The 12,697-nt window shown below is 72.2% G+C and carries 7 protein-coding genes; 3 read left to right on the plus strand and 4 right to left on the minus strand.

Annotated elements, in window-relative coordinates; genetic code table 11:
* Positions 1-16: 16 nt before the first annotated feature.
* Positions 17-1,390 (minus strand): family 2 encapsulin nanocompartment cargo protein terpene cyclase, encoded by a 1,374-nt coding sequence (locus tag L3078_RS40635; protein WP_239759227.1) that lies wholly within the window; start codon positions 1,388-1,390, stop codon positions 17-19.
* Positions 1,391-1,578: 188 nt separating this feature from the next.
* Positions 1,579-3,003: a family 2B encapsulin nanocompartment shell protein gene (locus tag L3078_RS40640; protein WP_239759228.1), complete on the minus strand. Its 1,425-nt coding sequence runs from the start codon at positions 3,001-3,003 to the stop codon at positions 1,579-1,581.
* Between the two features lie 370 nt (positions 3,004-3,373).
* On the opposite strand from L3078_RS40640, the gene L3078_RS40645 reads away from it, so the two are divergent.
* Both L3078_RS40645 and L3078_RS40650 read left to right on the plus strand, forming a co-directional pair.
* Positions 3,374-5,113, plus strand: a complete 1,740-nt coding sequence (locus tag L3078_RS40645; protein WP_239759229.1) for a VanW family protein — start codon at positions 3,374-3,376, stop codon at positions 5,111-5,113.
* A 137-nt stretch (positions 5,114-5,250) separates the two neighbouring features.
* Positions 5,251-7,332 (plus strand): SpoIIE family protein phosphatase, encoded by a 2,082-nt coding sequence (locus tag L3078_RS40650; protein WP_239759230.1) that lies wholly within the window; start codon positions 5,251-5,253, stop codon positions 7,330-7,332.
* 48 nt (positions 7,333-7,380) lie between these two features.
* Here the strand turns inward: L3078_RS40650 and L3078_RS40655 are convergent, their stop codons facing one another.
* A complete protein-coding gene (locus tag L3078_RS40655; RefSeq protein WP_239759231.1) occupies positions 7,381-9,276 on the minus strand; it encodes a glycoside hydrolase family 97 protein in 1,896 nt (631 codons plus the stop codon).
* 52 nt (positions 9,277-9,328) lie between these two features.
* Positions 9,329-11,665: a glycosyl hydrolase family 95 catalytic domain-containing protein gene (locus L3078_RS40660; protein WP_239759232.1), complete on the minus strand. Its 2,337-nt coding sequence runs from the start codon at positions 11,663-11,665 to the stop codon at positions 9,329-9,331.
* 225 nt (positions 11,666-11,890) lie between these two features.
* Here L3078_RS40660 and L3078_RS40665 point away from each other — a divergent pair, with 225 nt between their 5' ends.
* Positions 11,891-12,544 (plus strand): polysaccharide lyase family 7 protein, encoded by a 654-nt coding sequence (locus L3078_RS40665; RefSeq protein ID WP_239759233.1) that lies wholly within the window; start codon positions 11,891-11,893, stop codon positions 12,542-12,544.
* Positions 12,545-12,697 lie beyond the last annotated feature (153 nt).

Consider the following 12,697-nt stretch of genomic DNA (forward strand, 5'->3'; position numbering starts at 1 on the left):
GGAAAATATCCGTTCTCTACCAGAAATCGGGCAGGCTGTAGCGGAAGGTATTGGTGCGGTGCCAGTCGTGGTTGCCGTCGACCCAGGCGGCCACGCCCCGCAGGAAGCGCAGCACGGTGGGCAGGGGACAGGCCTGCGCGAGCTCGGTCGCGGCGGCCTCGAAGGCGTGCTGCAGTTCGTTGTGGATCTCGACGGCCTTCAGATAGGCGTCGCGCTCGGAGAGCTGCTCGCGTTCCGCGAGCACCACCGGAAGGTTCAGGTGGTGGCCGGGGCTGTCGAGTTCCTTGGTGTACGAGTAGAGGTCGTTGACGATGGTGGTCGCGTTGCCGGCCAGGGCGATGACCCGCTGCATGTCCGGCCGGGCGTGCAGGTCCGCGGGCAGCTCGTAGCCGCCGACGCTGTCGGTGATCGTGGGGCAGGGGCGGAAGTTGTTGAACTGGCGCATCGCCAGGTACTCCCACACCTCCGGGACGTGACCGGTCTGCGCCCAGGCGGCCTCGGCGAGGTACCCCATGTGCAGCCGGGCCATGTCGTGCCGGTAGCGGTCGGCCTGGGACGGCGTCGTCGCGCGGACGAAGTACTCCATCGCGCTGTCGTACGCCCGGCGCGGGGCGTCCGAGGCGAGGGACTCCCGCCACGCCGGCGCGTACTCCCCGGTGGTGTGGCAGTGGTCGAGCGCGGTGTGCGCGAGGAGGAGGCGCCCGCCGAGGCCGACGGGTGACCCGCCGTGGTCCTCGCAGTAGCAGTCGTCCACCGCGTTCTCCGCGACCATCAGCCGTGTGGCGAGCATCAGATGGTCGACCGTCGGGGCGTCGGGGTGGCAGGCGACCATGTAGCGGCCGACGGAGAAACCGTCGAACTGCCCCTCCCACTCCTCGGGATAGAGCTGGACCTCGTCCTCGGCCCAGCGCTTGATGCGGCGGCTCACCTCCTCGACGCGTACGGGGTCGGGCTCCGGAATCGGATGGTGGTAGAGGCCGGGGACCGCTCGCCCCTCGGCGGACGGAGCGGACGCCGGGGACGCCGGACCCGGGAGCGGGGGGTTCAGACGGGAGGCCACGGCGAGCGAGGCCGTACCCGGTCCGGTCGGTCCGCGCAGGATCGCCCGGAGCGCGGAGTCGGCTGCCGTCGTGTCGGGCGCGTCCGGTACGGCGGTGACGGGCGCCGGGGACGGCAGCGGGGACGGGGCCGTGGGCGGGGGCGGTGGCTGTGCTGGTGGCGGGCCCGGGATCGTCACCGGGGGATGCAGTGACGCCAGAAAGCCGGCGGGGATCGGCGTGACCGTAGGGGTAGGGTCCGCGACCACCGGTGCGGGGGCGTCCGGCACGGCTGTGGGCGGTGTCGGCCGCTGCTCGGGGGGTGATGATCCGAGGGGCCCGGAGTCGGGCATCGACGGCTCCTTGCTGTGCTGCGGTGGGGTGGGTGCTCCGTGGTGCGCGCACGCGGGGATGCACGTGTCCATGCGTGCGTAAGTGCGTGCGTCCATGCGTGCCTACGCGCGTGCGAGGCAGGTGCGTGCGTGTGTTCGGCGGGGCGGGTCGGGCGCTGACCCGCCGCGATCAGGGCGTGATCAGGGCCTCAACGCGGTCTGGCCGCGATCTGCACGTTCTCCATCACGCCGAGGGCGTCGGGCAGGAGCACGGCGGCGGAGTAGTAGGTGCTGACGAGGTAGGAGGTGATCGCCTTCGCGTCGATGCCCATGAACCGCACGGAGAGACCCTCCTCGTACTCGTCCGGCAGTCCCGTCTGCCGCAGGCCGATGACGCCCTGGTTCTTCTCGCCCGTGCGCATCGCGATGATGGAGCTGGTCTGCTCCGGGCTGATCGGGATCTTGTCGCAGGGCAGGATGGGCACCCCGCGCCAGGCGGGGACGGTCTGCCCGCCGAGGTCGACGTGGTCGGGGTGGAGGCCGCAGGCGTTGAAGCCGCGTCCGATGGCGGCGATGGTCCTGGGGTGGGCGAGGAAGAGCTTGGTGCCCCGCCGACGGCAGAGGAGATCGTCCATGTCGTCCGGGGTCGGCGGGCCCGAGCGGGGTTGGATGCGCTGCTTGAAGTCGGCGTTGTGCAGCAGCCCGAACTCGCGGTTGTTGATCAGCTCGTGTTCCTGGCGTTCACGCAAGGCCTCGATGGTGAGCCTGAGTTGCTCCTGGCTCTGGTTCATCGGGCCGTTGTAGAGGTCGGACACCCGGGTGTGGACGCGCAGAACGGTCTGCGCGACGGAGAGTTCGTACTCGCGCGGGCGCAGTTCGTAGTCGACGAAGGTGCCCGGCAGGTCGGCCTCGCCGACATGGCCGGCCGACAGGGCGATCTCGGCCTCGCCGTGCTTGTTCTGCCGCTGCCGGGTGCGGGAGCCGAACGCCTCGACGTGCGCCCGGAGTTGGGGCGCGGCGGCCTGGACGGCGGCGAAGTCGGCACGGGAGAGGGTGAGGAGGGTGCCGGCGGTCTCGGCGGTGACCGTGCAGTCGTGGCGGGCGTCGGGGTTCGACAACGCCTCCTCGCCGAAGTGGTCGCCGTCCGCGAGCACCGCGACGGCGACCTCCCCGCCGTACTTGCCCTCGGAGGTCCGGTGGACCCGGCCGTGGGCGATCAGATGGATCCGGTCGGCGGGGCTGCCGCGCTCGACGAGGACCTCGCCCGCCGCGAAGTCGCGCTGCGCGCAGCGGCCGGCGAGGGCGGTGAGGACGTCCGTGTCCTCGAACCCGCGCAGCGGGGCCAGCTCACCGAGTTCCCGGGGGATCACCTGGACCGTGGCGCCCTCCTGGACGAACTCGACGCGCCCGTCGCCCAGGGTGTGGCGCAGCCGTCGGTTGACCCGGTAGGCCCCGCCTCCGGCCTCGACCCAGGGCAGCATCCGCAGCAGCCAGCGGGAGGTGATCTCCTGCATCTGCGGGGCGGACTTCGTGGTGGTGGCGAGGTTGCGGGCGGCGGCGGTGCTCAGGGACTGCTGGGGCTGCTGAGGCGTGTCGGGTGCGGTCCGCGCTTCCGGGACGCTGTCGACGGACATCGGGGGCTTTCTCCTTGTGCGACGGGTCGTCCGGCGCACACGGGTGCGCCGACCGGGAGACAGGGAGGGGTGGGCAACGGGCGAGAAGGATCACGGGGAATCCGTCCACCTGCAGAAACCTAGCCCCCGGACCGGCCCCATCGAGCGGGCGGACGAGATGCTTACCTCGAAGCGGTGACAATCGGCGCGATGCGGTTTATCGGTCCGCGACGGGGCATCGCTCTGCCTCCCGGTTCCGTTTTGTGCGGAAACGCGAGTGATCTGCGACATATGAGCTGGTCGCGCGTTATGGGTAGCTTGAGGTGCTTGCCCCGTCCGTGGCGGTGCGTGTCGAACGCACCGCCACGCCGATCCCCGGTCCGGGAGACCCATGCGCCCTCGAATAGCCTCCGTGCCGCCCCTCGCCCTGGCGGGCGGTGCGCTGACCGTCGGTCTCGGCGGTCTGTACCTGGCCGGTCTGCTCGTCCTGGGGGGTGAGATCGAGGCGGGTACGACGGTGCGCGGGGTGGACATCGGGGGCCTCAGCCGCGCGGAAGCCGTCCGCAAGCTGGACGACCACCTGGCGGCGGCCGGCTCGCGGGAACTGGCCGTGAAGGTCGGCGACCGCGAAGGGACCGTCGACCCGCGGCAGGCCGGACTCGCCTTCGACGTCGAGCGGACCGTCGACCGGGCGGCGCGCACGGCCTCCGACCCTGTCGGGCTGATCGGCGGGCTCTTCCGTTCCGGGGGTGCCATCGAGCCGGTCGTACGCCTGGACGAGGGGAAGACCCGCGCCGCTCTCGGGAAACTGGCGAAGACCCTCGACCAGCGGGTCCGCGACGGGGCCGTGACCTTCGAGGACGGTCGGGTCGAGCAGGTCGCTCCGCACCGGGGCTACGCGCTGGACGTGGACGCCGCCGTCGACACCCTGCGGACCTCCTTCCCGCACACCACGGGGGACACGGTCACCGCACTGCCCACCCACATGACCGAGCCCAGGGTGGAGGCGGCGGAGGTGCGGCGGGCGGTGCGCGAGTTCGCGCGGCCGGCCATGTCGGCGCCCGTCACCCTCACCACGGGCGGCAGCCGGTTCACCATCGGCCCGGCCGTCGTGGGCGAGCACCTGACGATGCGGCCGGACGACTCCGGCAGGCTGGTCCCGAAGCTGGACGGCAAGGGCCTGCGCTCCGCCCCCGAGGTGGCCGGCCCCCTGGCGGACGTCACCGCCACGGCCGAGGACGCCCGCCTGCGGCTGGACGGCGACCGTGTCGTGGTGGCCGACGACGCCCGGCCCGGCGCACAGGTCACCGACGAGGCGCTGAGCGGCGCCGTGCTGCCGCTGCTCACCGAGACGGGCGCGGCCCGCACCGGCGAAGTGGCCGTACGACACGTCGAGCCCGAGGTGACCCGGGAGAACGCGGCACGGCTGGGGCTGACGGAGAAGATGTCGTCCTTCACCGTCAAGTTCGAACCGGCCCCGTACCGCACGAAGAACATCGGTCGGGCCGCCGAACTCATCAACGGCTCCCTCGTCAGGCCCGACGAGACCTGGAGCTTCAACCGCACCGTGGGGCAGCGCACCGAGGCCAACGGTTTCGTCGAGGGCGTCATGATCCTCGACGACCAGTTCACCAAGGCGGCCGGCGGTGGGGTCTCCGCCGTGGCCACGACCATGTTCAACGCGATGTACTTCGCCGGGGTCAAGCCGGTGGAGCACGGCGCCCACTCCTTCTACATCGAGCGGTACCCGGAGGGCCGAGAGGCGACGGTCGCCTGGGGCAGCCTCGACCTCAGGTTCACCAACGACTCCGGCAAGGCCCTCTACATCCAGGCCGAGGCCACCGACACCTCGGTGACCGTCACCTTCCTCGGCACCCGGAAGTACGACGAGATCACCTCGGTGAAGGGACCCCGGACCGATGTGAAGCCACCGGCGAAGAAGGTCAGCACCGACGAGAAGTGTGTGCCGCAGACCCCGCTCGAAGGCTTCGACGTCACCGTCGAACGGGTCTTCCACGACGACGGCAAGGTGGTGAAGCGGGAGCCCTTCCGCACCCACTACACCCCACGCGACGAGATCACCTGCGAAACCCCCGAGAAAGCCGACGACGACCGCCCCGACAAGCAATAGGCGGGGCCCGGCACGCGCCCGCGCCGTCCCGCGTCGTCCCGTGCGGGCGTGCGGTCTCCCGTCGAGGGAGGTAAGACTGACAGGGACCGGCGGACGGGGTGAGCGCACCCCTGTGCGCCGCCGGAAGGAGCCCCGGTATGCCTGAGGAAGAGACCCGGAGCGGGAGCGGTGGGCAGGACCGCGTCACCGCCGCGCCGGGTGGGCTGCTGGATGTGCTGCGGGTGGCCGCCCTCGTCCTCGGCAGCGACGGCCGGATCGTGCTGTGGAGCCCTGAGGCCGAGGCCCTGCTCGGCTTCAGCGCGGCCGAAGCGCTGGGGCAGGACGCCGGCGCGCTGCTGGTGGACCCCGATCACCGGTCACTGGCGCACGAGCTGTTCGACCGTGTGCGTACGGGCGCCCGCTGGGCCGGCGTCTTCCCGGTGCGGCACAAGGACGGCGCCACCCGCCGGGTGGAGTTCCGCACGATGCAGCTGCGCGACGCCCGTGGCGACATCCACGCCCTCGGCCTGGGCACCGACGCCGACACCGTGCGCGATGTGGAGCGGGACCTGGCCCTCTCGCAACTCCTGGTCAGCCAGTCACCCGTCGGCATCGCGGTCTTCGACACGGATCTGCGGTGGGTGCGGGTCAACCCGTCACTGGAACGCATCAACGGCGTCCCCGAGGCGGCCGTGCTGGGCCGCCGCGTCGGCGAGGTGCTGCCCGCGCTCGACGTCGAGGCCATCGAGTCACGCATGCGGCGGGTCCTGCGGACCGGCGAGCCGCTGCTGGACCAGCAGACGGTCGGCAGGACGGCCGCCGACGGCGAGGATCACGCCTATTCGGAGTCGTACCACCGGATCCAGGACGCCAACGGGCGGGTCCTGGGCCTGGCGATGGCGATCATCGACATCTCCGAGCGGCAGCGGGCGACGAGCGAGGTCGCGAAGGCCCGCGAACGCCTGGCGGTGATCGCCGACGCCGGCGTCCGCATCGGCACCACGCTCGACCTGCGCCGGACGGCACAGGAACTCGCCGACGTGGCCGTTCCCGAGCTCGCCGACGTCGCGGCCGTCGACGTCCTGGACGCGGTGGTCAACCCCGGCGGCACGGCCGCGCCCCGGACGGACGGCTCCCTCGACTTCTGGGCGCTCGCCCTCAAGGCGAACCGCCCCACCGACGCGCTCGAGGCCCTGGACCCGGTCGGGGAGCCCGCCCAGTACAGCTCGTCCCGGCTGGTCACCCGGTCCGTACGCGAGGCGCGGACGATCCTCCTGGAGCACGTCGACGACGCGGCGATCCGGCACATCGCCCGGGACGAGACCGCGGCGCGGGCCCTGCGGCGCGCCGGTGTCCACTCCTGTCTGGTGGCTCCGCTGATCGCGCGCGGCGAGGTCCTGGGCACACTCAGCCTGTACCGCACGGCCGGCCCCCGGCCCTTCGACGACCAGGACCTCACCCTCGCCGGCGAACTGGCCGCGCGCGCCGCCATCTGCATCGACAACGCCCGCCTGTACGGCCGCGAGCGCGACATCGCGCTCACCCTCCAGCGCAGCCTGCTGTCCCAGCAGCCACCGCAGCACGGCGGCATCGAGGTCGCCTCCCGCTATGTGCCCGCCGTCAGCGAGGTGGGCGGGGACTGGTTCGACGTCCTGCCGCTCAAGGACGGCAAGGTCGGACTCGTCGTCGGTGACGTGATGGGCAAGGGTGTGCACGCAGCGGCGATCATGGGCCAGCTCCGCACGGCCACCCGCGCCCTCGCCCGGCTCGACCTGCCGCCCGCCGAGCTGCTGCACCACCTCGACGACCTCGCCACCTCCCTCGGCGACTCCGACACCCTGGCCACCTGCCTCTACGTCGTCTGCGACCCCCGGCACGGCCGGTGCGAACTCTCCCGCGCGGGCCACCTGCCCCCGGCCCTGGTCGGCCCGGAGGGCGGAGCCGAACTCCTCGACGTCGCCGGCGGGGTGCCGCTCGGGGTGGGGGGCGTGCCGTTCACCGTCGAGGAACGGGAACTCCCCGAGGGAGCGCTGCTCGTCCTGTTCACGGACGGCCTGGTGGAGAGCCGCGCGACACCCGTCGGGGCAGGGCTGCGGCGCCTGCTCGGACTGCTGGACGACGCCCGGCTTCCCCTGGAGCAGACCTGCGACATGCTCCTCGGCGCCCTGGACCGCGAGCGCAGCGACGATGTGGCGCTGCTCCTCGCCCGCCGCGTGGGCCGGTGCCCACCGGACGCCTGAGACCCCACGCCGGCGGCACGGAGCCGCCGGCGTGGGGTCGGGGCGCGGTCAGCGGTGGCACGTGGTGAGTCCCGGGCGCCACGGGCAGGTGAGGGCGGCGAAGCCGCCGTTCGCGACGACGTCCACCGTGAGCGTGTCGCCGCCGCGGCGCACCTGACGGTCCTGGACGAGACCGTCGGCGCCGTCCCGGACCGTCTCGACCAGCCAGCGGCCCGGCCCGAGGGACAGCGGTACCTCGGCGGTGCGGGCCGCGCCGGCGTACACGCCGCCCAGGAACCAGCGGTCGCCGCTGCGCCGCGCGAGCACCGCCTCCCGGCCGGGCTGTCCGGCGAGAAGCCGGGTGTCGTCCCAGGCGGCGGGGACCTGGTCGAAGTAGGCCCGGGCGAGCGGACGGGCGTCGTACGACTCGGGGGTGCCGGCGAACATCTGCAGGCCCGACTCGTAGGCGACGGCGAGGCCGACCTCGGCCGCGTCGGAGTTGGGGCGCAGCCCGACGCGCTGGAAGGCGCCGGGCGTGAAGTCCATGGAGCCGATGACGTTGCGGGTGAACGGCAGGGTGGTGAGGTGGGCGGCGGTGTTGGTGCGCTTCTCCTCGCCCGCGACGCCCTCCAGGGTCATGACGTGCGGCCAGGTGCGCTGGATGCCCTTGGGGATCGTGGAGCCGTGGAAGTTGACCAGGAGGTGGTGGGCGGCGGTCTCCGGGAGGATCGCGTCGTACCACTTCAGCGTGGCCTGCGCCTCCGAGTCCATGAAGTCGATCTTGACGCCCTTGACGCCCCAGCGTTCCAGGGTGGGCAGCCACCGGGCACGTTCCTCGGCCGTGTCGAGGTCCCGCTGATGGATCCAGACGATGATGCCGACGCCCTTGGCCCGCGCGTACTCCACGAGGTCGGGCATCCAGCTGTTGGTCGGCCAGTCGGGGTCGGTGGTGTCCCAGGCGTCCGGCCGGAAGTACCAGCCCGCGTCGACCGCCTCGTACGGCCAGCCGCGTTCGGCCGCGTAGTCGACGTAGGCCTTCTGCGCGGTGAGGCTCTGTCCGGCCGGTCGCCCACCGGCCAGCCAGGTCCACAGGGCCGTGCCGGGCCGGATCCAGGAAGGGTCGCGGACCTTGGAGGCGGGGGCGAGGTCGTCGGTGAAGGTGGAGCGGGTGACGGTGGCGAGGTCGCCGGTGACCAGGGCACGCCAGGGGGTCGCGAGCGGGCCGTCGGTCGTCACCCGGTCGTCGGCGAGCTTGATCCGGTAGGCGCCGCTGCCCTGTTCGTGGATGAGCCGGGCGCCGGAGTAGGCGCCGGTGAGGTCGGACTCGGCGAGCAGGGTGTAGCCGCCGTCGGTGCGGAACAGGGCCTGGTCCGAGTACGCGCCGGTGGGCGCGCCCGCGGCCGTGTAATGGACGAACTGCCCCTCGTTGTCGGCCCGGTAGGCGCCGAGCCAGGCGTCGGCGTTCGCCGGCAGGTGGAACGCTGAGGTCTCGCCGAGCACGTCGCCGTGGCCGGCGGGCAGCACGTACCGGTAGGCGACGCCGTCGGCGGCGGCGCGGACGACGAGATCGAGCCGGGCACCGGCGGCGGTCGCGAACGACAGCCGGCTCTCGTGCATCCGCACCCGGCGTTCCAGCCGCTTGCCGGCCTTCGTGCGGTACCGCTCGTCGATCACCCGGTCCCCGCGGCGCAGGAACCGCAACCCCTGGGACAGATCGGCCTGTTCGGTGACGATGCCGACGGGTGACGGTTCGACGACGATACGGCCGCCGCGGGACACCGTGAGACTCAGGGCGCCGGTGTCCGCGTCCAGGGACACCCGCGCGCGGGGCGCGTGCGCGGAGGCCGAGGCGGACACCGACCAGGCGCGGTCGTGCGGCTCGGCCCGTGCGGGCACGGTCGTGAGAAGGGTGGCCACCAGCCCGGCGCAGAGCCCGGCGACCGCGGTCCTGATCGGAACAGCCATGGAAACCTTCCTGTGGTGCGTGCGGACGAGCGACGGGTCGGTGGTGCGGCGCCTACGGCAGTCCCCAGGCCGCGCCCGGCGCGCTGATGTCGACCGGCGCGACGACCAGGTCGGGCCGGGCCCCGGAGTGGACCAGCACCTCGCGGCCCTTGGGCAGCTCGATGCCGAGGGTGCCGTCGCCCAGGTCCTGGGTGCGGGCCGGGGTGCCGTCGTCGAGGAGCACGGTGAGCCGGCCGGAGAGCCCGTGCCGGAGCCTCAGCGGCTCGCCGGCCAGGCTCCTGATCCGGATGAAGCGGGTCGTCCCGCCCTTGCGGACGGCGCTGACCAGGAAGGCGCCCTGGGTGCGGAAGTCGTGCAGGGTGACGTCCGCCCAGGCGGTCGGGACGGCCGGGAAGACCCGGATCACTCCGTCCCAGCTCTGGCAGAACATGTCGTGCAGCGACTGCGAGGCGGACAGCGGCGTCTCGATGACCGGACCGGCCTCGGTGTAGTGGGTGTTGGCCTGGCAGGGGTAACGGGTGCTCGGGTCGAAGAACTTCCGCAGATAGCCGAGCGCGGTGTCGCCGTCGCCGGTCATCGCGTACATCGAGGCGGCGCCGGTGTAGCTGTAGCCGCGGTGCGCGCTCGGCAGCGCGTGCCAGTGGGCCACCGACTTCGTGATCAGCTCGCGGTTCTCCGGCTGCTCCCAGTTGACGAGGTACAGCGGATAGATCATCAGCAGATGCGAGTAGTGCCGGTGGGACTGGGCGTACGGGGTGTCGGCGCCGATCATGAAGCCGTCGGCGTCGACCGGGTACGGCGTGAGCCGGGTCAGCACCTCCTGCCAGCGCGGGAGCAACTCGTCGTCGACGCCGAGCAGTTCGGCGGACTCGATGAGCGTCCGGCAGCCCCAGCGGATGAGGGCCAGGTCGTAGTTGGTGTCCTGCGGCGGCACCACCGGGTACTCGGGGGAGAGCGTGCTCGGCAGATGCAGCTTGCCGTCGCTGCCGGGGGTGAGGAAGTGCAGGTAATAGTTGATCGCCCGGCGCAGCACCGGGAAGACGGTGTCGCGCAGCAGGGACTCGTCCATGGAGTGGCGGTAGGTCAGCCAGACGTTGTGCAACGCCCAGGTGAGGTTGCCGACCTCGGTGGCCTGGCCCGGTCGGCCCACACCCCGGTTGGCGAACATGTCGGAGCTGCGGCCGACGCCGGAGCTGTCCGCGCGGTAGGCGGCGGGCACGTTGGCGATCAGCTGTTCCTGGCTCTGCCGCACGGTGGTGGCGAGCGAGTCGAGCTCCAGGTGGTTGGAGCCGTGGACGAGCCAGTACTCCAGCTGGATGTTGAGGTTCCACCACACCGCGGGCCACGGCGTCGGCTCCAGCCAGGGGCCCGAGGTCGCCATGACGGGGCCGCCCGCGCGGCTGGCGGAGGCGACCTTGTAGAGCTGGATCCAGTGGAAGCTCTGCAGCCGCTGGTCGGGGAACGACACGAAGCTCTTCGGGTAGAAGGCGTGCCACCAGCGCCGGTGTCGTCGGCGGAGCGCGTCGTAGGACCGGGCACGCCGCAGCAGCCGTAGCGAGTCGGCCTCGGCGGCGGTCTCGGAGGGGGAGCTGTGGCCGACGCCGAGCAGCAGTTCGTCGCCGTCGCGCCGGTAGGCGGTGGCGGTCTGGCCGGTGAACAGGGGCTGGAGCACCTGCTCGGTGCCGTCGTCGCGCGTCCGGGTCGTCCAGGGCGGGTTGGGGGTGTACCCGGCGGGCGGCGCCTCGCTGATCTTCCGGGGGCTGACGGCCTCCTCGGGGTGGAAGGTCCACACGACCCGTTCGTCGCCCTCGGCCGTGACCCGGGTGGCCAGCACCTCGTCGTGGACGAGGGCGGAGAGGGTGAGGGTGCCGGCGGTGGTGGTGACGGTGCCGGTGAGCTCGGCGTTCCACAGGCTCAGCCGCCAGTCGACGGCCGTGATGGTGCCGACCGGGTCGAGGGTGAGGTGCCCGACGGGCAGTCGGCAGGTGCCCCAGCCGCTGCCGAACTCGGGCCGGTGGTCCTGGACACGGCCGTGCTGCACGGTGAAGCGGATCCGGTTGGCGCCCGGCTCCTGGTAGATCATGCTGCCGAGCAGCCCGTCGCCGAGGAACGGGCCCTCGTACCAGCGCGTGGGCAGTCTGCTCCAGCGGAGGTCCTGGCCGCGCAGGAACCGCTCCCAGGAACGGTCGGTGGTCATGGTGTCGCGGAGTCTCCAGGGGCGTCGTGCCCCCGCGGCCACCGCTTCGGTGCGGGCGGACGGTGCCGCCGACGGTAAGGACGGTCCGGCGTGGGCCGTCCCGGGCAGGGCCGCCACCGCCGCTCCGCCCAGGGCCGTGCCGAGCACGGAACGGCGGGGCAGGGGTGAGTCGTTCGCCGACTGCGAGGTCATCGTCGTCCTCCAGACCTGACGGATCGGATCATTGATACATCGGGTGTATCGGCGAACCTAGGCAGGGCTCGTGTACCTGTCAATGGTCGGGACGGTGGCGAGTTCCCGCGCAACGCGGGCTGAAAATAGGCTGTTTATCGTGCGGATCGGCCTCCATGCTCACTCTGGCAACATGGTCCAGACGTTTTCACCCATCCGATGTTTCCTGTGCGGGAGGACATTCCGATGAAGAGACGCACGGTCCTGCGAGCGGGAGCCGGCCTGCTGGCCGGCGGCACGGTCGCCGCCGCCCCGGCCGCCGATCCGACCGACGGCTGGACACGGACCTCGTTCACCCACAGCTGGCAGAAGCCCTGGAACCTCGACCTGAGCGACCGCCACAGCTTCACCGGAGGCGTCCACCGCATGTGGGTGTACGCCACCGACGAGCCGTTCGAGGAGGGCAGCTCCACCGACCCCCGCACCGAGATGCGCTGGAAGAACGACTACAGCACCGGCGACCACATGTGGGACGCCGACGTCTACCTCCCGGCCGGCACCGACGGCGCGTCCTTCGTCCAGACCCTGCGCACCCGGCGCCCCTCCGGCACCCCGGCCACCGACATCATGCTCAACGTGTACGACACCGGCGGCGGGACCGTGCGCCGCTACGACGGCACGGTCCTCAAGACCAATGCCTACGACACCTGGTTCAACGTGAAGATCGCCCACCAGGCGAGCAGCGGGACCGGCACCATCAAGGTCTACCTCGACGACTCCCTCGTCCTCACCGTCGCCGACCGGGGCCCCGCCACCCGCTACTTCAAGAACGGCGTCTACCACCACGGCTCCGGCCGCGCCGAGGCCCGCTTCCGCGACATCACCTACTGGAGGCGCTGACCGCGCCCACCGCCGGACCGTACGGGGCGGGGGACGGTCCGGCGGACGCGCACCCCACCCGGGCACGGCCGCGCAGGTCACCGCCCAGTAGAGTGCGCGTCTGTCGCCCCCGGGAGCCGCCTGCCGTCCGACGGGAGCAGCCCCCGAGCACCG

Origin of the sequence: Streptomyces deccanensis (assembly GCF_022385335.1) — a bacterium.
In the GTDB taxonomy this organism is placed as follows: Bacteria; Actinomycetota; Actinomycetes; order Streptomycetales; family Streptomycetaceae; genus Streptomyces; species Streptomyces deccanensis.